Origin of the sequence: Streptomyces mobaraensis (genome assembly GCF_020099395.1) — a bacterium.
In the GTDB taxonomy this organism is placed as follows: domain Bacteria; phylum Actinomycetota; class Actinomycetes; order Streptomycetales; family Streptomycetaceae; genus Streptomyces.
This window is the reverse complement of the sequence record NZ_CP083590.1, coordinates 910,274-930,926: the sequence shown is the minus strand read 5'-3', so window position 1 is coordinate 930,926 and position 20,653 is coordinate 910,274. Positions and strand designations below refer to the sequence as shown.

Here is a 20,653-nt window from a genome sequence, read left to right as displayed (position 1 = left end):
CAGGTGCGCTGTGCTGTCGCGATCAGCTCGTCGGTCACACCAGGCCCAACGAGCCCGGCCCGGCCCAGGGCACGTGCGAGGGGCTACTGGTCGTACGCCCACCCGCGGCCGGTCTGCCGGTACTCCTCCACCGGGATCGGCTCGACGCCAGGCCGCATCCGGGCGGTGTAGAGCAGGCCGTCCAGGTGGTCGATCTCGTGAGCGACGAGCCGGGCCAGGCCCCGCTCGTACACCGTGGTGACCTCGGTGCCGTCCATGGCGGTGGTCACCACCGTGATCGTCAGGGGGCGCGGGACCATGCCGCGGACGTCGAAGAACGACAGGCAGCCCTCGTACTGCTCGTCCATCTCCTCCGAGCGGGCAGTGATGCGGGAGTTGAGCAGGACGATCGCCGCGGCGGCGGGGTCGGCGGGCTGGACGACGGCCGCCGCCCGGCCGATGCCGATCTGCGGCGCCGCGATCCCCATGCCCTTGGCGAAGGGATGCACGCGCGCGATCCGCTCCATGGAGGCGAACAGCGACTCGACGATCTGCTCGGCGGCGTCCTTCTCGTCCGGCAGGCCGAAGGGCCGGGCGGCCTCTGCGAGGACGGGGGCGCCGTACTGCACGACGCCGAGGTCACGCATCTGCTCGCTGGGCCGCACCGTCGTCACGTCAGCTCCCTGTCGCTCGTCTTGGGGTTCAGGCCGGGCCGCTCGGAACCGCCATTCGAGACGGTACCGGGCGTGCAGGGGCGGTGTGGAGGTCGTCCAGGAGAACAGCCGCGTCCCGTTCTCGTCCCGCCGCACGGGGGCGGTCCGCAGTGGGGACGCCTCGGCGCTCATGGAGGTCTCAGTGCCCCACACGACCGGGTCGAGGGCGGCGGGGAAGGCGAGCTGGACCTCCAGGTGTTCGGTGGGCAGCCGCACCGCCCGCTGGAACCACCGGCCCTACCCCGAGCACACCTACTTCGAGCGCGAACGCCCCGTCGTCGACGCGGTCCGCCGCCGGCTCGCCGAACACCTTGCGGCCGGGGACGACGTCGTCCTCGACCACGGCCTGTGGCTGCGCGAAGACCGCGACGCCTGGAAGAAGCTGGTGGAGGCCGCGGGCGGCCGGTGCCGGCTGGTCTATCTATCCGTCGAGAAGGATGAGCTGCTGCGACGCCTCGCCGACCGGAACCGCCGCGAGGATGCCAACGCGCTGACCGTCAGCCCCCAGGCGCTGGACGACTTCCTCGTCCGCTTCGAGCCGCCGGCGCCCGACGAGGGCGCCCTCGTCTACGCCGGCGACCTCGACGCCGTGCTCGCTCCTGTCGGCTGACCGGCGCCGCTTTACCAGGCCCTCCCGCTCCACGGGGCCGTTATCCCTGCTCCGGTCCGTGTCCTTGTCATGGCTGCGATCATCGCGCGCGACTGCCGTCGATCAAGGAGCAGGCGCGCGCCCACCAACTTTCTGACCGACGAACAGCGCAGACACTTCGGCCACTTCGCCGAGGAGCCCGACGGCCCCGCCGGCAAACGCCTCTCCGAGCTGGACCGTCTGCGCCGCTCCCCGCGGGACATCTCGGCACGCGGCCCCTCCCCCGGAGGGCTTGGGTTCGGGCGGGGTACACCCGGCGAGTGGCGGTCGGACCGGTTCACGCTTCCTGCCGCCCGGTGGCGGCCGGCCGCCGGGGCCGGCACCCGGCGAGCCGGGCCGCGGGCCCACCGGTTCAGGCGGCGGCCGGCGTCCAGGGCCGTACCCCGAAGCCGCGCCCCACGGCCGTCCGTCCGCCCGTGGCCGCTTCCCGACCCCCGGCGCGCCCGTGCGGCCGTCCGTGGTTGGCAGGTACCCCACGGGTGCGCATACTCGTAGGGCCCTGCCCGACGGCGCGTCCGTGACCCGTGCGGCGGCCCGTCGGCACCTTCGGTGGAGAGGGAGTCGGTCGGCGTGACGGAGGAGACGCTCCTCGTCCTGGGCTGCACCGCCCTGACGCCCTGGGCCCGCGACCAGCTGCGGCGGCTGTGCGAGCAGGCCCGGCGCCGCGGGCTCGCCCTGGTCGGCGCCGACACCCCGGGCAACCTGCGGACGGCGGTGCCGGAGGAGCTGGCCCGCTACGACACGGTGCTGCCGCTGGAGGTCCACGACGCCGACGCCTGCCGGGCCTGGGCCGTCGGCCGGCCCGCCGTGTCGGCGGTGGTCACGATCCGCGAACTGTCCGTCCTGCCCGCCGCGGTGATCGCCCGTGAGCTGGGCGTCGCGGGCAACGACCCCGAGGCCGTGTGCCGGGTCCGCAACAAGGACCTGTGCCGCGAGCGGTTGCGCGCGGCCGGCTTCGCCCAGCCCCGTACCGCGCTCTGCGCGGACCGCGCCGACGCCGAGCGGTTCCTGCGCGCGCACCCTCCCGGCCCGTGGATCGTCAAGCCGCGCGACGGCTTGGCCGGCATCGGCGTGTCCCGGATCGAGCGGATCGCGCAACTGCCGGAGGCGATGCGGAAGTTCGGGTCGCCGCCGGCGGCCATGGGGGCGCTGCCCGCGTCCGCCGGCTTCCTCGTGGAGACCTTCGTCGAGGGCGCCGAGTACTCTGCCGAGGGCGTCCTCGTCGGCGGCGTCCCCCGCGTTCTCGCCCTCACCCGCAAGGGGACCGGCGAGGGATTCGTCGAGACCAGCCAGCGGGTGCCCGCCGGGCTGGACGAGGCGACGGCCGGGGAGGCGGCCGACGCGGTCGCCCGCGCGCTCACGGCCGCCGGCGTCACCCGGGGGATCTTCCACGTCGAGTTCTGGGTGACCCCCGACGGCATCGTCCTCGGCGAACTGCACGACCGCGGCGGCGGCGACTACATCCACGCCCTCGTCGAACACACCCGCCCCGGGCTGGAGTTGTACGGCACCCTCGTCGACGACCTGCTCGGCCGCGCCCCGGCGCCCATACCCGCCGCGTCCGGCGCGGCCCACGCCGAGTTCCCCCTCGCGCCGCCCGGCCGGCTGCGCGCCGTCCACGGCTGGGACGAGGTCCGCCGGCACCCGGCCGTGCTGGCGGCCCACCTCCACGTCGCGCCCGGCGACGTCATCGGGCCCGCCCGGGACTCGTACTCCCGGCCCGCGGTCTTCGTCGCCGCCGCCCCGGACGCGGACGCCCTCGACGCCCTGGTGGCCGGGCTGGTGGCGCGCATCACCTTCGACACCGAACCAGGCGGCACCGCCGTGCGAGAGACACCGCCGTGTGAGAGGCAGTGATGGACCCTCTGCTGAGCAACCTGCTCTACGACCACCCGGAGCTGTACGAGGAGATGTACCCGGGGACGGAGAAGGACATCCCCCGGTTCTGCGAACGGCTGTTCGCCGCGCATGCCCCCGGCGGCATCCGGACGCTGCTCGACGCGGGCTGCGGCACCGGCCGGCACGTCGAGTACTTCACCGGGGCGGGGGTGGACAGCGTCGGCTTCGACTGCCAGGAGGGCATGCTCGCGTTCGCCCGCGAGCGGCGGCCCGGCCCCGACTACCGCGTCGGCGACATGCGGAGCCTGCGCCTGGGCCGTACCTTCGACGCCGTCACCTGCTTCGGCTGGGCGCTGTCCAACCTGCACGCCAACGCGGACGTGTCGCGCGCGGTGCAGACCTTCGCCGCCCACGCGCGGCCCGGCGCCCTGCTGTTCGTCCATGTGCCGAACCCGCTCGCCGACCCCGAGGACGCCGCGTTCCAGCGCCACTTCACCCTCACCGCCCCGTCCTTCACCGCGACCGCCCAGGCCACGTACACCCTCGACCGCCGCCGGCAGCTCCTCACCCGCAGACGGCTGTGGCGCGTCCCCGGGCGGGCACCGCTGACGGACCACGTCCGCTTCCGGCTGCTGTACCCGATGGAGCTGGAGCACCACCTGGCGGAGCACGGGTTCCGGGTGCTGGGCATGTACGACGACACGGACGCCCCGAGCACCCCGGAGGCCGCTGAGGCCTCAGACGTCTCAGAGGGCGATCTGTCCGGGCCCGCCCTGTACGTCCTGGCCCGCTTCACGGGCACGGCCGGGGGGTGAGGGACGGGACGCGGGCGACGCGTCCGCCCGCTCGGCCGGCGGGTCACCGGACCCGGTGCCCGGGCCGGTCCGGGTCGGGACGGCGTCTCCCGCGAAGACGGCGGCGGGGTCGGGCTCCACGGCGTCGAACCGCGCCCTTCTCCAGGCCGTAGGCGACGGCGGGCGTCGAGCCCGGCGGCGCGCCCGCGCGGGGCGGGCCGAGGCCGCCCGGCGGCGCGCCGTGGTTCTCTGGCGGCAGCGGCGGCCCGAGCACCAACGGGAGCGGCGCGGCGGCGGAGGCAGGAGGAACACCGGACCCCGCCACGGGTGTTCGAGCGGCGCCCCGCCGGTCGCCGGGGCGAGCGCGGTACCCGCGGGGGAGCCGGAGCCCCGGGCGCTGACGGTGACCGTACGCCGGGGCGCGTCCCGGAACAGCGCGCTCACCGGGGACACGGCGGACGGCATCGTCGTCGCCCCCACGACGCCCGTCAGGGCGCGTACCGCGATGGGCGTCCCCACGCCGACCGGGAACGCCGCGAGCCCGGACGCCGCACCGAACGCGGTGGCTGCGCGGAGCGTCACCCGGCGCCGCCCGAAGCGGTCGCCGGCCGCTCCCGTCGCGGTCAGGGGTCCGGCTGTCGGGAAACCGAAGGGGTCGGTGGTCCACGGCAGTCGGGGCTCCGGTGGGCTCCGGGGCCGCGCTCGGCCGCGGGACCGGGAGGCCGGACACGGTCATGCCGAGGGCGATCACGACGGTGGGCAGGGCGAGCGCGGCGCGCCCGAGCCGTTCCCGCGCGGAGGACCGGAAGCGGTCATGGGTTTCCTCGTTCGGGGAGTCGTCCGAAAACCGGACCGCATATTCCCGGCCAGGCTTGCCCGAGGGGCAACAGGGGCACACGATGGCGGACCGGATTTCGACCGTGATCAGTGAGTGTTCCTCTTCGTCCGGGGCGGCGCGGCGGCGGGAAAGGCAAGATCGCTCCGCCCGCCCCGGGATCGTGCAACCTCAACCAGGGACGAGGTCAATGCCTGCCGAAAGACCGGGGACGACACCCGCCGCCTTACGCCCCGCGCCCGAAGGACGCGGTCCGGAAGAACGCGTTCCCGAAGGACGCGACCCTTGCAGGCAGGGGGAGATACTGCTCTTTCAAGGGTTCCGGGAGGCGCGTTCGAGTGAACTTGGGGCGTGCGTGACGGAAGTTTTGCGCCCTTGCGCCCCCTGCGGGTCAGTGATCCCCGCCCGTGACCGTGGCACACGCCGGTATGAATTGTTGACGTGCCCCGAGCAAGTCGCACAACGGGGGAAAACGGGAAGGGTGGGACGGAATCCGTGATTCGAGTTCTCCTGGTGCACGACACCTCGCTGTTGCGCACCGCCCTCATGGAACTGATCGGAAGAGAACCGGAGTTCGAGGTGCACGCCGCGCCGTGGCGCCGCGCGGTCCTCACCGCGCGGACGGTACGGCCACGCGTCTGCGTCGTCGACATGGACAGCCCCCACGCGGCCGGACCGGGCCTGCGCGAACTGTCCGGCGGGTGCGCCGAGGGGGACACGCGTCCGGCCCTGCTCGCCCTGGCCACCGCCGAACGGCCGGGGCCCCTGCGCCGGGCGTACGAGGAGGGCGCCTTGGGGTACTTGAGCAAAAACGCTTCACCGGACCGGCTGGTCGAGGGCATCCGGCACGTCGCCAAAGGCGAGCGCTACATCGACGAATCCCTCGGCTTCGGCTTCCTGGAGGCGTCCGAGATCCCGCTCACCCGCCGCGAGCTGACCGTCCTCTCACTCGCCGCCGAGGGCGCCGGCGTCGGGGAGATCGCCCGCAGCCTGCACCTGTCGCATGGCACCGTGCGCAACTACATGTGCGCCATCACCCGGAAGACCGGTGCGCGCAACCGGGTGGACGCCATAAGGGTCGCCCAGGGAGCCGGCTGGGTCTGACGGCCCCCCGGCCGCCGCGTCCGCCATCAGGTCGCGGTACAGCGGGGACGCGCGGAGCAGCTCCGCGTGGTCCCCGCACACCGTGTGCGGCCCGTCCATCACCAGCACCCGGTCCGCGCGGAGCGCCGACGCGGCCCGGTGCGCGACGACGACCAGGGTGCCGCCCGGCCGCCGGGCGAACGCGTCCTCGGCGCGGGCCTCGGCGGCCGGATCGAGGTGGCAGGTCGCCTCGTCCAGCAGCGCCAGGGGCGCCGGCGACAGATACGCCCGCGCCAGCGCGATCCACTGCCGCTCGCCCGCGGAGAGCCCGGCGGGCGCCACGTCCGCCCCCAACCCGCCCAGCCGCTCGGCCAGTCCGGCCATGCCGACGGCTCGTACCGCCGCCCACAGCTCGTCCTCCGGCACCGGATCCGGCCGGAAATAGCCGAGGTTCTCGGCCAACGTCCCCGAGAACACATACGCCTCCTGCGGAATCAGCACCCGCCCCGCCCGCGCCGCCGCGTCCCGCGCGGGCAGCCCGCCGACGGTGACGTCACCGTCGGCGGGCACCAGCAGCCCGGCCGCCAGCCCGGTCAGCGTCGACTTCCCGATCCCGCTCGGGCCCACGACGGCGAGCCGGGTCCCCGGCGGAATGACCAGGTCCAGGGAGTGGACGACGGGGGCGGCGTGCGGGCCGTAGGCGAAGGTGACGCCGCGGAACGCGAGGGCGGGGGTGGGGGTGGACGGCGCCCGGTGCGCGGGTCCGGCGGGGCCGGGGCGGTGCGCGGACGGCGCCTCCGTCGCGGGCCCGGCCGGCGTGGCCGCGGTGGTGTCGCCGGGCTGCGGGGGGGCGCCCCCGGGTGCGTGGGACCGCCTTCGCCCTCGGCGCGTCCGGATCGTATGGCCCGCCTGCCGGCGGCCGGTCACCGCCGTGATCCGGCGCGTTGTCCGCCGCCGGCGCGGGCCGCGCGCCTGCCGCCGTTCCGGCGGCCCCCGGGATGTGCCCCGGGCCTTGCCGGGCCGCCTTCGCCGCAGGCTCGGGGGATGTGGCCGAGGCCGGACCGTCGGGCTGTGAGACGGGGCCCGGGCCTTGCCGTGCCGCGTTCGCGGACGCCTGCGCCGGTCCGCGCCGGATGCCGGCCGGCCGTCGGTTCCCGGTACGGTCCGGCGCACGGCGCGTGGTCGCCGTCGTTCCCTCGGCCCGCACGGCGTGCCCCGGGCCCTGCCGGGCCGCCGTCGCGGTCGGCGCGGGTGTGGTCGCCCGGGGCGCGGGCGCCGGACCGTGGGTGGCGACCGGGGCCGGCGGCTCGTTCGCCGCCGCCGCCGGGCTCGCCCCCGGTGCCGGCTGGAGTCGGGGGAGGGCCTCGCCGGACGGCCCCGCCGTCAATCGCCGTATGACGACGGCGAGTCGTGCCCCGCTCGCGCCCAGGCCGTGCACGAGTTCCTGGACCGCCGGGAGGAGGGACTGGGTCACGTAGGCCAGCGCGCCGACGAAGGCGCCGGGGGTGGTGCCGTGGTCCAGGAGCCAGGGGGCCAGGACCAGAAGCAGGATCACCGGGAGGCGGCCCGCGAGGGTCAGGGCGGCGACGCGGACCAGGGACCAGCGGGCCAGGGCGCGGGCCGCGTCGCGTTCGGCGTCGACGAGGGCGCCGGTCGCGGCGGCGACGCGCCGCTCCGCGCCGCCCGCCGTGATGTCCCGCAGCCCGCGCGCCACGTCGCCGAGGGAGCGCGCGAGCGCCTCGTCCGCCACCAGGACGGCCTCCTGGCGGCGGGCCAGGACCCGTAGCGTCACCAGGAACAGCAGCAGCCCCAGCAGCAGCGGCGGCACCACGGCCAGCAGCAGGGCGGGCGCGAGGGCGCACAGCCCGGCCAGTGCGCCGCCGGCCGTGAAGACGAATGAACGGGAGACCATCACCAGCCCGGCGAACGTGTCGCGGGCGATCTCCACCTGGTGGGTGAGGCGGGAGACCGCCGCGCCGTCGCCGTCCCCGAGGGCCCGGCCGACCACGCGCCGGACGAGGCCGTCGCGCAGCGGCTCCACCAGGTCGGCGGTGGCGCGGTAGGTGCGCCCGGTGCCGTACGCCCCGGCGAGGACGGCGAGCGCCGCCAGGCCGAGCCAGCCGAGGCCGGTGGCCGCCCGGCCGGCGAGGAACCCCCGATCCAGGGCCCGGGCCAGCGCGAAGCCCAGGGCGAAGGTGTGCCCCGCCTCCAGCACCGACCAGCCGGCGAGCCGGGCCAGGGCGGCCCGCCGGGCGGCGAGGAACCGCAGCCCCTGCCGGGCGGTCGACGGCGTACGGCCCGGCCGCGGCTCAGGCACCGAACACCGCCCGGTACTCGGGCAGCCGCCACAGCTCCGCGTGCGGCCCGGCCGCCCGCACCCGGCCGTCGTCGAGCCAGACGACGCGGTCCGCGCGGGCGGCCGTCGACGCGCGGTGGGCGACGATCAGCCGGGTGCGGGCGGCGACGTCGTGCAGCAGCGCGCGGCCGACCTCGCGTTCCGTGGGGGAGTCCAGGCTGGAGGTGGCGTCGTCGAGCACGAGGACGCGTTCCGCGTGCGCGAACGCCCGTGCCAGTCCCAGGCGTTGGGCCTCGCCGCCGGACAGGGGAGCCGCCGCGCACGGCGTCGCGTACCCCTCCGGCAGCCGGCGGACGAAGCCGTCCGCGCAGGCCGCGCGGGCGGCGGCGGTCACCGCCTCGTGCCCCGGGTCGGCCGCGCCGAAGGCGATCGTGCCGCCGATCGTGCCCCCGAGGAGGGCCGGCCGCTCGAAGGCGTAGCCGACGGAGTGCCGCAGCGCGTCGTGGCTCAGTTCCGGCAGCGGGACGCCGTCCAGCGCGACCGTCCCGGCGTCCGGGTCGGCGAGCCGGCCGGCGAGCGCGGCCAGCACCGACTTGCCGGTGCCCGACCGGCCGACGACGGCCACCGACGTGCCGCCCGGGACGGTGAGGTCGACGTCGCACAGGATGATCCGGTCGCCGCGTACGGCGGTCACGCCGCGCAGTTCCAGGGTGCCGTCGCCGGGCGGCGCCGGCCGGGTCCCGTACGCCGGGGCGGGGACGGCCAGCACCTCGGCCAGCCGGCGGGCGGCGGCCCGGGCCCGCACCAGCCCGCCCAACTGCCCGACGAGCATGCCCACTCCGGTGGCCAGCACCGCGTACCGGGAGGCCGCCAGGACGTCGCCCACGCTGATCCGCCCCTGGGACAGCCGCAGTCCGGCGACGGCGAGGACGGCGATCTTGAGCAGCGGTACGAGGGTGACGGCGCGGGCGGCGGCCCGGCCCTGGACCCGCCAGATCCGGTGCCCCTGCCGGGACAGGCCGCTCAACGGGCGCAGGATCCGGGCGCGTTCGCGGTCGGCCGTGCCGGCGGCGGCGATGGTCCTCGCCCCCGTCAGGGCCTCGGCCAGCCGCCCCGCGATGTCGCCCTGGAGCCGCTGGTAGCGGGCGGCGCAGTCGGTGGAGGCGCGGGCGAACGCGCGCAGGAGGAGGACGAGCAGGGGCGCGCCCGCCAGGAACGCGGCGGCGAGCCAGGGGTCGATGAGGGCCAGGGCGACGACGGCGCCCAGCGGTGCGGCCAGCGACGCCACGGCCGCGGCGAGCGCGCCGGGCGCGGCGCCCGCGTCGGCCGTGTTCCCGACGAGGCGGGTCACCAGGTCCCCGGGCGGGGCGTCGGCGGTGGCGCGTGGGCCGGTGGCCAGGATGTGGCGGAGGAGACGGTGGCGCAGCCAGGCGGTGGCGCGGGCGGCGGTGGTGCCGGCCAGGAGGTCGGCGAGGGCGTCGAGGGCGGCGGGGGACGGCGAGCAGGATGGCGCAAAGTGCCACCCAGCGGGTGGCTGCGCCGTCGTGGGCCAGTAGTCGGTCCACGGCGCGGCCGAGGGCCGCCGGGAGGAGGAGGGCCGTGCCGGCCGAGGCGAGGGAGAGCAGCGTGAGGATGGCGGCTCGGCCCGCGCCGTGTCGTGTGGTGGCCAGCAGGAGCCGGTCGCCGGGCGTCATGGGTCACCGTCCTCGTGGTGGGGGTGGGGTTGGGGTGCCCCTGTCCCTCCCCCAGAGGGGGGACCCCCATTTCGCCGTTTCCTGGGGCTGCGCCCCAGACCCCGCTTTTCGCGGCTTCGCCGCTCGTCCTCTATCGCCGGACGGGCTGAATAGGGCACCCACTCCAGCCCGTCCGGCGATAGAGGACGACCGCGCGGAGCGCGGTTTCGGGGGTGCGGGGGCACAGCCCCCGCAAGAAACGGTGAAATGGGGGTCCCCCCTCTGGGGGAGGGACCGGGGCACCCCACCGCTTACGGCCGGACCCCGGCCGGCCCCCGCGGAGGGGGACCGGCCGGGGTCTCAGACCCGTCGCGTCACAGACAGACGAGAACGCTCGCCGCGCTGACGCAGGAGAGCAGGCTCACCGTGCTCTGCCCGCCACCGCCGTGCAGCTCGTCGGACTCCATGTTCTGCAGGTCGAGAAGCGCCATGATCATGTCCTTTCTCGGGGACTGTCGGTGCTGTGCTACGGCCCCGCCGAGCGGCGGTGCCGGGTTCAGGGGCCCGTGACCGGGCGGGCGCCCGGGAGGGGCGGGAGGAACGGCAGGTGGGCCGGGCGGTCGCCGAGGGCGGCGGTCAGGGCCAGGAGGCAGCCGGCCGTTCCGGTGGCGAGGTCCATGGAGAGCCGCATCATCTGGTGGCCGGGGAAGGCGAGTTCGCCCCGGTAGCCCATGGCGTACCAGTCCAGGGCGGCCACCTGCGTGGCCACCGGCCCGGGAGCGGCGCCGGGGGCGGTGGTGCGGGCGAGGTGCAGGATCATGCCGGCACGGCCCTGGAACAGTCCCGGCTGGGCGTAGAAGCGGGCCCGGGCCGCGGCCAGGATGCCGTCTCGGGCGGCGGCCAGGGCCGGATCGGGGTCCCCGCCGGCCGCCGCGAGGTAGTCGTCGAGGACCATCCCGATGCCCGCGCTCCCGTCGCCGACGTACGGCATGGTCCGCCGGCCCTCGTCGACCTCCAGCGTTCCGTTGCCGGTGGTGACGCAGCGGGCGAGGTCCGCGCGGAGCGCCCGGCCGGCCAGGTCCAGCAGGTCGGGCGCGCCCGTCCGGTCGTACAGCCGGAGGAAGAGGAGGGCGGGGCCGGTCGCGCCGCGCAGCAGTCCGGCGCGGCGGCCGCCCGCCGGCCCGTCGGTGTCGCCGTGGTCGGCCGTGAGGCGGTCGGCGAGGATCTGGGCGGCCCGCAGGGCGTGGTCGCGCAGGGCGGTGTTCCCGGTGGTGCCGGCGAGGTGGTCGAGGAGGAGTCCGAGCCCGGACAGGCCGCCGTTGAGGTCGGCGGAGAGCTGGGGCCAGTTCTCGCGCAGGACCGCCTCGGTGAGGTCGAGGGCGCGCCCGGTGTGGCCGAGCCGGTCGAGGACGAGGGCGGTGCCGGCGACGCCGTCGTACAGGCCGAGCGGGGTGCCGGGCGGCAGCGGGTCGGTGTGGTCGAGCAGCCACTGTTCGCCCGCCTCGTAGCGGGGCGCGCCCGCTTCGGCGAGGGCGTACAGCACTCCGGCCGCGCCGTGGGCCAGGCCGAGTCCGCCGCCGTCGCCGAACTGGGCGATGTCGCCCGGGAACAGGCGGTCGTCGCGCTCGGGCGTGGCGGAGGCGAGGAGCGCGCGGATCATGGAGTCGCGGCTCGCGGGCCAGTCGGCCGGGCGGGGCGGCCGGGCCGGGGAGCGGGGCGCCGGCGAGGCCGCCGTGTCCCGGGTGATCTCCGTGACGTCCCGGGTGATCTCCGCGACCGCCTCGTCCAGGAACTCCCGCGGCACGCCCGGGAACTGGGCGGTGATCACCTCGGCGAGGTGTACGGCGTGCTCCCGGTCGATGACGAAGAGGGTGGTGACCGGCAGGAACAGGGCCAGCCGCAGGCACGCCAGCGCGTACCGGTCCACGTCCCGGCCCCGGCGGTCCGGGGGCGCGAAGAAGCCGGGGTGGGCGACGACCTGCCGGCCGTGCTCGCTCACCGGCGCGGCGGCCTCGAAGTCGATGAGGGTGACCGACCGTTCGTCGGGCGCCACCATGATGTTGAACATGTGCAGGTCGTTGAAGACGACCCCGCGGGAATGGAGGGCCTCGACGGCCTCCTCCACCGCCCGGTGGATCCGCAGCGCCCACGCGGTGTACGCGGCGACGGCGGCCGGGTCCGGCTCCGCGGCGAGCAGCGGATGGCGTTCGGCGAAGAAGGAGTTGAGCGGTCTGCCCTCGACGAAGTCCATCACCAGGAAACTGTGCTCGCCGAGCGTGAACCAGTCGCGCAGCCCGGGCGCGGCGTCCAGGCCCGCGAGCCGCTCCAGCGCGTCGCGCTCGCGCTCCAGCCGGGCGACGGCGTCCGCCCCGTCGTTGGCGAGCCCGGCGTACGGCCGGCCCTCCTTGAGGACGACCTTCCGCCCGTCGCGGGTGTCGGTGCCGCGGTAGACGCCGCCGCCGTTGGAGAAGTGCAGCGCCTTCTCGATGCGGTACGGCAGGTCGGCCACCGTGGTGGCGTTGCGGGCCGTGAGGTGGGGTGCGAGGAACGCCGGGAGGGTCACCCAGGACGGCACCCGGAACGCCGGGTCCCGCGAGTCCGGGACGAGCCGGCCCGCGCCGTCCTCGATCGCCGGGACGAGCGTGCCGCGCTCGTCGACGCAGAAGCGGCGGGCGAACGCGCCGTACCGGACGTAGAGCGGGCCCGCGTTCCAGCGGAGGTCGGTGAGGATGTACGGCCCGGGCCGGCCGCCGAGGACCGCGTCCAGCTCCTCCAGCGTCGTGCGCAGCTGCTCCTCGTCCGCCGGGTAGACGGTGACGAACTTGCCGCTGTGGTCGCGGCCCGCGTACTTGGTGTTGCGCAGGTGCAGCAGGTGCGGCCCGGGCACGAACTTGAACGGGATGCCCCGGGGCACGCAGTAGTCCCAGACGTCGGCCGCCGTCTTGTCCGCCGTGCCGGCGGTCGCGGAGACGTGGATCTTCCAGCCCTGGAGCGGCTGCCCGGGGAGCGGCCCGCCGTCCGGGCCCGCCGGGAAGAGGTTCAGCCAGTCGCCGCTGCGGGCGGTGGCCCAGCCGTCCGGCACCGGCCGCCGGGCGGTCTCGAACAGGCCGTCCTCCGTGGCGGTTCCGGCGAGGGCGGGCAGACGGTCCGGGGTCTCGTAGAAGTGCCGGTCGGCCAGGCTGTAGACCTCGTACCGCTTGTCCATGCGATCCCCCTCGGCACCTCGGCTGCGATGCGTCGAGATTTCCACGCCGGGGGGAGCCGGAACAGTCACACGTGTCACCAATGGGCCGTGCGAAACGCATGGTGGAAGAGGTCATTCCAGGGGTTCGTGCCAGGAGGTCACTCCAGGGCCACCGTGACGGTCTTCGGCCGCTGGTACTCGGCCAGCGCCAGCACGCTCAGATCGGTGCCCTGACCGGACTGCCGCCGCCCGCCGTGCGGGAGTTCGGCCGTCTGCTCCAGGTGGCAGTTGACCCACACCTCACCCGCGTCCAGCGCGGCCGCCAGCCGCAGGACCACGGGCACCGACGCGCCCCACACGCTCGCCGCGAGCGCGTGCGGCATCCCGTTGGCCGTCCGCACCAGCGCCTCCTCGTCCGGCACGGCCTGCACGGTGAGCACCGGCCCGAACACCTCCTCGCACACGGCCGGATCGTCGTCCGGCAGGCCGGCGAGGAGCGTGGCCGGCCGCCAGTAGCCGTCCCGCTCGTCCTCGGTGGGCGCGACGGGCCCGACGTGCCGGACGCCGGCCCGGCTCGCCGTCAGCAGCCCGTCGAACCGCTTGAGCTGCTCGGGGTTGTTCAGCGGACCGAAGTCCGGTCCCGCCCGACGAGCGGCCAGCGCGCCGGCCAGCCCGGCCACCGTCCGCTCGTAGGACGATCGCGGGGTGAGCACCCGGGCCGGGGCCGCGCAGGACTGGCCCGCGTTGTACACACAGGCGTCCGCCAGCCGCTCCCAGGTGTACGCGGGGGCGTCCGGCAGCACCAACACCGGGCAGTTGCCGCCCAGTTCGAGGCTGACCCGGCGCACCCCGGCACGGGCCGCCACGTCCAGCCCGCCCGCCCGGCTGCCGGTGAACGCGATGGCGTCCACGCCCTCGTTCCCCACGAGCCGCCGGCCGGTCTCCCGCCCGCCGGGCAGTGCGGTCAGCACGCCCGGCCCCAGCTCCTCATGCGCGTGCCGGGCGGCCAGCAGGGCGCTGTCCGGCGTCGTCTCCGCCGGCTTGACGACGACCGTGTTGCCGGCCGCCAGCGCCGGGGCGAACCGCCAGACCGCCATCAGCAGGGGGTAGTTCCACGGCACCACCGCGGCCACCATGCCCAGCGGCTCCCACCGGACCCAGCTCTCCCGGGCCGGCAGCCGGTGGCCTCCGGCCGGGGCGAGGTCGGTGCGGGCCGCGCCGGCGTAGAAGCGGATGAGGTCGGCGCATTGCGCTATTTCGGCGGCGGCGTCGGCGAATGGCTTGCCGGTGCCCGCCTGTTCGGCTGCCGCGTACTCGCCGGCCGCGTCCTCCATTCGTGTCGCGAACCGGAGGAGTCGGCGGCCGCGTTCCCTGGCCGTCAGCCCGGACCAGCCGGGGAGTGCGTGCCGCGCGGCGGCCACGGCGGTGTCGGCGGACTCCGCCGTGCCCGGGCCGCCGGACGCGGCCGGGTGCGGGCGGGGGCGGCCGGTGCGGGGGTCGGTGAGCACTCGGGTCTCCTCTCTGCGCGGCGCGGGCGGCCCTGCGGTCCGCGGGGGAATCGCCCCTGACCCGCCCTTTCACCGTTTCCTGCGGGGGCTGCGCCCCCGCACCCCCGCAACCGCGCTCCGCGCGGTTGTCCTCAAACGCCGGACGGGCTGGTGGGGGCCAGCGACTCAAGCGCCGGACGAGCTGGGAGGACACCCCGTCACGATCGCGTCGGTGATCGCCGTCCACAAATCGGCCCGTGCGTGCAGCGCCGAGCGGACCGCGTCCGCGCAGCGCTTCCACTTCTCGGTCTCGTCCCCGCACACGTCGACCAGCATGTGCATCGCCATGGGCGTGTGCTCGTCCGCGTCGACCTCGATGTGCCGCTCCAGGTAGTCCCGGAACCGGGCCAGCCGCCCGTCCGCGTCCTCGATGCGCACGACCTGCTCGAACATCTCCGGGATCAGGTCCTCGCGCCCGAACGCGAACACCGCCGCCTGGCAGTGCACAGGTGCCGTCTCCAGCACCGTCCAGGTGCCCTCGACGAACCGGGCCGACGGCTCGGGCACCCGCGCCGTGCGCAGCGCCTCGGACACCGGCGTGCCGGAGCGCAGTTCCCGGACGAACGCGTCGACGGGGCCGGTGTCCGCGCCCACGTCGTCCATCGCGGCCCGGTAGAGCTCGAAGTGGCTGATGAAGCCGTCGCCGTACGCGTCGCTCTCCTCCACGAGCGTGATCTCGTTGATGAGCCGGCGGCTGGCCACCGGGCCGCTCGGCACCCAGGGCACCTCCACACAGGTCAACTGCCGTTGCAGGCTGGTGAGGAGGGACATGAAGTCCCAGACGGCGAACACGTGGTGCTCCATGAAGATCCGCGCCGCCTCCGGGGTGGTGACGCTGTGGTACATCGGGTGGGCGAGGACGCCCTTGCGGGCGGGTTCGATCTCCGCTCTGAGCGCGGTCAGTCCCGGGTGGGTGACCTGGGTGTGGTAACGCGAGGTGGCCATGGACGACTCCTGGGGCCGGGAGAGGTGTCGGGTGGGACCGGTCAGCGCCGGGTCGGGTCCGGGACCGCGCAGTCGTGGCAGGGGCAGTGCGCGCACCCCACGTCGTGCAGGTACGCGGGCAGCTGGGACTTCAGGTCGCAGATGAGGCAGTGCAGGTTGCCGATCTCGCTCAGCACCTCCTCGTAGACCACGACCTCCATCCGCCGCTCGGACTCCACCGGCATGTGCGGGGCGCCGACGGCCAGCAGCACATGGTCCGAGATCGCGCCGACGGCGTGCGACACGGCCCCCTCGACCAGGTAGATCTGGCCCGCCTCGGTGGGGTGGACGCGTCCGTTGTAGGTGATGGTGCCGAGACCGCCCAGGACCACCAGGACGTGGTGGCCGGGGTGGGTGTGCGGCGGGAAGCCGGCCCCGGCCGGCAGCCGGATGACGTCCGCCCCGATCGCGCCGTTGCTCACCAGGCCGCGCCCGGTGGCGTCCGCGCCGTGCATGTGCACCGGCCGCTCGCCGTGCGGGATGTGCAGCGAGGTGGCCAGGTCGCCGATCTGCGCGTTGGCCCACCGGATGATGGACAGGTCGTCGGCATCGGAACGCGCCATCGTCACGCCTCCGCCCGCTCGGTGAAGTAGTCGGCGTTGACGGCCGTGAAGTGCCCCCACTCCTCCGGCAGTTCCTCCTCGCGGAAGATCGCGTCCACCGGGCAGACGGTGGCGCACAGGTCGCAGTCGACGCAGCGGGCGGGATCGATGTAGAACTGGGGCGCCTCCGCCTCGGCGCCCTCGATACAGTCGACGGGACAGACATCCACACAGGCGCCGTCCTTGACGTCGATACACGGCTCGGTGATCACGTACGTCACGTGCTTCCCTCCTCCTCGTTCGCCGTGCCGTCCGCCGGTACGGGCCGGACGGCCAGGTCGGCGCAGTGCGGACCGCGCACCCGGTGGCCGGTGCGCAGGTCGAAGGTGGCCCCGTGCCAGGGGCACTCCAGGAACGTGCCGGTCACCAGCGCGGCCGCGAGCGGCGCGCCGCGGTGCGGGCAGCGCGCCGGGACCCGGACCGTCCGGTCGCCCAGCCGCACCACGCACCCCTTGCCGTCCGGCAGCGCCTCGACCACCGCCTCGGCCGCCGCCGGGGCCGCCGCGTCCCGGTCCGCCGCCGCCTCGCCCCGCACCCGTTCCGCCCTCACAGGTCGAGGTCCTTCACCTTGTCGGTCCACTTGTCGTCGAAGGACAGACCCCTGCGGTACACCGCGTCGGCCAGTCCCTTCGCCCAGTCCGCGTAGCGGTGGCCGAGCACCATGTCCCGCGGCCGGAACCGGTTCTCCCGGCTGTACGCCGACCGGTTCAGCCGGACGTCCGCCAGCCCGTTCCAGTCGCGGTCGCGGTACCGGACGGTGATGGGGAGCCGGCAGGCCAGCCGGATGCCCGCCGCGGCGTGCCCGCCGTGGAACGCGTCCTCGGCGACGGCGATGTCCGGCAGGTTGAACCCCTGCGGCGAGAACCGCATGACCGGCGCGTAGTTCTGCGCCTTCTTCACCGCGTTGTAGCGCATCCGCTGCGCGATGACGTTGTACATCAGCACCCGGCCGTTGGCGATGCCGAAGTCCTCCGGGCGGAAGCCGCTGCGGAACCCCGTGTAGCAGAACAGGTCCGTGAACTCCATCGTCCACGGCTCGTCCAGCTTCCGGCCCACCGGCACCGTGAACACCGCCAGGTCCACCGGCAGGTCCTCGGCGTCCGCCGCCCAGTGCGCCACCGCCTGCAGCGCCCGCGTCGGCGAACTCCCCGCCTCCAGCGCCCGTTCCAGGAAGGCGTCCCACTCCTCGGCCGATCCCGTGCGGCCGGTGAACTCCGCGCCCGTCTCGGCGTACAGCCGCTCCGGCAGCCCGTCGGGGACGCGCGCGCTGCGCCGGTACACCGACAGCGGCAGCAGGAACTCGCGGCGCTCCCAGTTGCTGCCGTCGAAGTGCAGGCACCGCTCGTACCGCTCCTCGACGCGGGTGCGCAGCCCGCCCAGCCGGCGGGCCGCCGCCAGGACGTCGGGGGCCGTCGCGTCCGGCGGCTCGGCCTCGCCCAGCAGCCGGGCGTAGCCGCGGGACTTGCGCAGCAGGAACAGGGAGAGGGAGGCGAACGACAGCAGTGACTGGTTGAGCTCCTGAAGTACGAACCCGGCCTCCTGCCAGCACCGCAGCAGCGTCGCCAGCACCAGCCGCGTACCGCTCCACCCGTCCGGCGGCAGGGCGCGGCAGGCGGCGATCTCGGCGGCGACGGCCCGGTTGTCGAGTTCCGTCTCGCCGGCGTGCAGCCGGACCCGCTCGACGGACGTGATCCGGCGCTCGAAGCCGGCCAGCAGCTCCTCCCGTTCCTCCGCGGACAGGGCCTCCCAGTCCCGGCGGGCCCGGTCCGGCAGGCCGTCCAGGGCGGCTGGCGGGCCGAGCCACAGGGCGGCGCGCCCGCCCGCCGGCCCGGGACCGGCCTCCGGGTCGGCGGTGACCACCCGGCGGCCGAGCGCCCGGCCGGCCGCCACGGCCGCCCGTACGTCGTCCACCACGACCAGCGGCGCGTCCAGCCGGACGGCCGCGGTGAGCGACCGCAGCCCGCCCGTCTCATCCGCCGTGACGACCACCGTGTCCCCGGGGAGACCGGTCGCGACACCGGCCCGCGCGAGGGCGTCGGGCACGGCGCCGTGCAGCGGGGCGAGCCAGCCGGTCATCCGCTCCAGCGCCTCGTCCACGGCGGCACCGCGCCCGAGGGCCAGGCAGAACAGGTGCCACCAGACCAGCGACGCCCGCGCGTACGGCACCTTGAAGTGGTACCAGAGCCGCTGGAAACGCGAGAATTCCCCGGCCGGAATTCCGTGCGCGGCGAGATCGAGCGGCCGCCCGGCCCCGGAGCGGTCGTCGACGATTTTCTCCAGGACGGCGGCGTCCACGACGCGCGCGGCCACCAGGCCGGCCACCACGACGAGATCGCCGTCATCGCCCAGCATGTCCAGGCGTTCGGCCAGATCCATTTCGATTTCCGCCAGCACGGACAGATCCGCGCCGGTGAAATCCGGGTGGGAGAGCAGGGGATCCGGTGCCATACGGGCGCCTCCAGAGCGGGAATCCACGGAGTGGACGGCATGGTGGGAGGACGGTGCGGAGGAGAGGCACGGCAGTCGGCCGTTCCGCCGCGTCCGGAGATTTTCCGGAAAGCGCGGGAACGGCCGGCGCGAAGGCGGCGGCGAGAGGCACGCGCCTTCGGGAAGCATGACGCCCACGACGCTAGGGAGGGCCGTTCCGGCTGTCAATCGGCCGTGTCTGGCCGGAAGGCGTTCCCCGCCATGGGGCAGCTGAGGCGGGCCGTCACCAGCGCCGCGCGGTGGACGGAGAATCCCTTCTCCCGGCTCTTGCGGAATCCTTTCCGGAGTGACTCCGGGAATACGCGCACACGCTCCACGAAGACTGGTTGCATGCTGAATATGCAAACGGCATGGGAGGGCTGCGGTGTTCGGCGGCCAGTCCGCCGGGCGCCTTTTCCCGACGCTGGCCGAAAGGGCGCCGGCCGTTCCCCGGCGGCGGCCCTCGCGTCGTCCGCCGGTACGACACCCGTCCGGCCACCCTCCCCGAACCACGGCGAACCGCTACGCTTCGTCAGGAATCCCTGCAATCCGATCAGTCGACCGATCAGTCGCCAGAGGAAGTGAGCCGGTCGTATGGCAGATGTGACGCTCCTCGTCATGGGAAACACCGGAATGCCGGCCTGGGGCCAGGACCAGATCCGGCGGCTGAGCGAACAGGCCCGGCGGCGCGGCGTCACCCTGGTGGGCGCCGACACCCCCGAGAACCTGCGGTCCGCCACCGCCCGGGACCTCGCCCACGTCGACGAGGTGGTCGCCCTCGACGTCCACCACCCCGAGGCCTGCCGGGCCTGGGCCGCCACCCGCCCGCCCGTCGACGCCGTCCTCACCGTCCGCGAACTGTCGGTGCTGCCGACCGCCGTCATCGCCCAGGAGCTCGGCCTCGCGGGCAACGACCCCGACGCGGTGCGGTGCGTCCGCACCAAGGACCTGTGCCGGCAGCGGCTCCGCGAGGCGGGCTTCCCGCAGCCCCGCACCGCCGTCTGCTCCGGCGTCGCCGAGGCGGAGCGCTTCCTGGCGGAGACCGGCCCCGGCCCCTGGGTCGTCAAACCGCGCGACGGCCTCGCCAGCATCGGCGTCTCGCTCATCGACGGACCTGGGCAACTGCCGGAGGCCGTACGGAAGTTCCGCCTCCCGTCGGAAGCCATGAGCCCGCTGCCGGCCTCCCCCTACTTCCTCGTCGAGACCTTCGTCGCCGGCGACGAGTACTCGGCCGAGGGCATCGTCCTCGGCGGCGAACCACAGGTGCTCGCCCTGACCCGGAAGGCCGTCACCGACGGCTTCATCTCCACCAGCCAGCAGCAGCCCGCCGGCCTCGCCCCGGCGACGGACCGCCTCGCCCGCGACACGGTGGCCCGCGGCCTCAAGGCCGTCGGCATCACCCGCGGCGTCTTCCACATCGAACTCTGGGTGACCGCCACCGGCATCGTCCTCGGCGAGTTCCACTGCCGCGGCGGCGGCGACTTCATCCACGCCCTCGTCGAGCACACCCGCCCCGGCCTGGAGCTCTACGGCACCCTCGTCGACGACCTGCTCGGCCGGACGCCCCCGCCGCTCCCCGCGCCGGGCCGGGCCGCCCGCGTCGACTTCCTCTTCGCCCCGCCCGGCCGGCTCCGCGCCGTACGCGGCTGGGACGAACTCGCCGCGCACCCCGCCGTCCTCGCCGCCGACCTCCGGGTCCGGCCCGGCGACGTCATCCCCCCGGAGAAGGACTCCTTCACCCGCTCCGGCGTCTTCGTCACCGGCGCCGACTCGCCCGCGGAACGGGACGAGATCGCGACGCGGCTGGCCGGGCGGGTCGTCTTCGACACGGAGGCGGACGAGGGGGCGCTGGCGCTGGCGACGGACGGGTGAAAGGCCCCTGACGGCCTGGTCGTTGACACGGCGGCCGGCCCGTCTGTCGCCGCCGTGCGGGTGGTTCCCACCGGGGCGGCGCCGCTGCCGAGGGATGGGTCGGCAACGCCGGGGCGGGCCTCCGGTCCGAGGCAAGT

At 75.3% G+C, this 20,653-nt stretch carries 17 protein-coding genes and 1 pseudogene; 5 read left to right on the top strand and 13 right to left on the bottom strand.

The window, feature by feature from the left end; translation table 11 throughout:
• Positions 1-83: 83 nt before the first annotated feature.
• Positions 84-908, bottom strand: coding sequence for a peptide deformylase (locus K7I03_RS03800; protein ID WP_185942018.1), 825 nt, complete (start codon positions 906-908; stop codon positions 84-86).
• On the opposite strand from K7I03_RS03800, the gene K7I03_RS03795 reads away from it, so the two are divergent.
• From K7I03_RS03795 to K7I03_RS03785, 3 genes are all read left to right on the top strand, one after another.
• Complete coding sequence (locus K7I03_RS03795; protein ID WP_238513456.1) at positions 895-1,302, top strand: AAA family ATPase; 408 nt, start codon at positions 895-897, stop codon at positions 1,300-1,302. The genes K7I03_RS03800 and K7I03_RS03795 overlap by 14 nt on opposite strands.
• Before the next feature lie 609 nt (positions 1,303-1,911).
• The gene (locus tag K7I03_RS03790; RefSeq protein ID WP_185942016.1) at positions 1,912-3,198 is read left to right on the top strand and encodes an ATP-grasp domain-containing protein; all 1,287 of its coding nucleotides are present in this window, start codon (positions 1,912-1,914) and stop codon (positions 3,196-3,198) included.
• Positions 3,198-3,995 carry a class I SAM-dependent methyltransferase gene (locus K7I03_RS03785; RefSeq protein ID WP_185942015.1) on the top strand — a complete coding sequence of 266 codons (798 nt, stop codon included), beginning with the start codon at positions 3,198-3,200 and terminating at the stop codon, positions 3,993-3,995. The genes K7I03_RS03790 and K7I03_RS03785 overlap by 1 nt, the downstream gene beginning before the upstream one ends.
• On the opposite strand, the gene K7I03_RS34185 is transcribed toward K7I03_RS03785, so the two are convergent.
• On the bottom strand, positions 3,927-4,601 hold the full coding sequence (locus K7I03_RS34185; RefSeq protein WP_224347380.1) for an MFS transporter: 675 nt from the start codon (positions 4,599-4,601) through the stop codon (positions 3,927-3,929). The genes K7I03_RS03785 and K7I03_RS34185 overlap by 69 nt on opposite strands.
• A gap of 703 nt (positions 4,602-5,304) precedes the next feature.
• Here K7I03_RS34185 and K7I03_RS03775 point away from each other — a divergent pair.
• Positions 5,305-5,913 carry a response regulator transcription factor gene (locus K7I03_RS03775; RefSeq protein ID WP_317988261.1) on the top strand — a complete coding sequence of 203 codons (609 nt, stop codon included), beginning with the start codon at positions 5,305-5,307 and terminating at the stop codon, positions 5,911-5,913.
• Between the two features lie 282 nt (positions 5,914-6,195).
• On the opposite strand, the pseudogene K7I03_RS03770 reads toward K7I03_RS03775, so the two are convergent.
• From K7I03_RS03770 to K7I03_RS03720, 11 genes and pseudogenes are all read right to left on the bottom strand, one after another.
• Positions 6,196-6,519: pseudogene (locus K7I03_RS03770) on the bottom strand (ATP-binding cassette domain-containing protein); the annotation flags it as partial.
• Complete coding sequence (locus K7I03_RS03765; RefSeq protein WP_224346855.1) at positions 6,446-8,209, bottom strand: hypothetical protein; 1,764 nt, start codon at positions 8,207-8,209, stop codon at positions 6,446-6,448. The pseudogene K7I03_RS03770 and the gene K7I03_RS03765, both read right to left, overlap by 74 nt.
• Positions 8,202-9,587: an ABC transporter ATP-binding protein gene (locus K7I03_RS03760; protein WP_398858466.1), complete on the bottom strand. Its 1,386-nt coding sequence runs from the start codon at positions 9,585-9,587 to the stop codon at positions 8,202-8,204. The genes K7I03_RS03765 and K7I03_RS03760 overlap by 8 nt, the downstream gene beginning before the upstream one ends.
• A gap of 648 nt (positions 9,588-10,235) precedes the next feature.
• Positions 10,236-10,352, bottom strand: coding sequence for a SapB/AmfS family lanthipeptide (locus K7I03_RS03755; RefSeq protein ID WP_185942012.1), 117 nt, complete (start codon positions 10,350-10,352; stop codon positions 10,236-10,238).
• 65 nt (positions 10,353-10,417) lie between these two features.
• Positions 10,418-13,066: a class III lanthionine synthetase LanKC gene (gene lanKC / locus K7I03_RS03750; RefSeq protein WP_185942011.1), complete on the bottom strand. Its 2,649-nt coding sequence runs from the start codon at positions 13,064-13,066 to the stop codon at positions 10,418-10,420.
• Between the two features lie 137 nt (positions 13,067-13,203).
• Positions 13,204-14,553, bottom strand: a complete 1,350-nt coding sequence (locus K7I03_RS03745; protein ID WP_185942010.1) for an aldehyde dehydrogenase family protein — start codon at positions 14,551-14,553, stop codon at positions 13,204-13,206.
• A 165-nt stretch (positions 14,554-14,718) separates the two neighbouring features.
• Complete coding sequence (locus tag K7I03_RS03740) at positions 14,719-15,537, bottom strand: DUF3050 domain-containing protein (protein ID WP_185942009.1); 819 nt, start codon at positions 15,535-15,537, stop codon at positions 14,719-14,721.
• A gap of 41 nt (positions 15,538-15,578) precedes the next feature.
• A complete protein-coding gene (locus K7I03_RS03735; RefSeq protein WP_185942008.1) occupies positions 15,579-16,139 on the bottom strand; it encodes a cupin domain-containing protein in 561 nt (186 codons plus the stop codon).
• Between the two features lie 2 nt (positions 16,140-16,141).
• Positions 16,142-16,399 (bottom strand): 4Fe-4S dicluster domain-containing protein, encoded by a 258-nt coding sequence (locus K7I03_RS03730; RefSeq protein WP_185942007.1) that lies wholly within the window; start codon positions 16,397-16,399, stop codon positions 16,142-16,144.
• Positions 16,396-16,728, bottom strand: coding sequence for a Rieske (2Fe-2S) protein (locus K7I03_RS03725; protein WP_185942006.1), 333 nt, complete (start codon positions 16,726-16,728; stop codon positions 16,396-16,398). The genes K7I03_RS03730 and K7I03_RS03725 overlap by 4 nt, the downstream gene beginning before the upstream one ends.
• Positions 16,725-18,626, bottom strand: coding sequence for a hypothetical protein (locus K7I03_RS03720; RefSeq protein ID WP_185942005.1), 1,902 nt, complete (start codon positions 18,624-18,626; stop codon positions 16,725-16,727). The genes K7I03_RS03725 and K7I03_RS03720 overlap by 4 nt, the downstream gene beginning before the upstream one ends.
• 612 nt (positions 18,627-19,238) lie before the next feature.
• Here K7I03_RS03720 and K7I03_RS03715 point away from each other — a divergent pair.
• On the top strand, positions 19,239-20,516 hold the full coding sequence (locus K7I03_RS03715; RefSeq protein ID WP_185942004.1) for an ATP-grasp domain-containing protein: 1,278 nt from the start codon (positions 19,239-19,241) through the stop codon (positions 20,514-20,516).
• Positions 20,517-20,653: the final 137 nt, after the last annotated feature.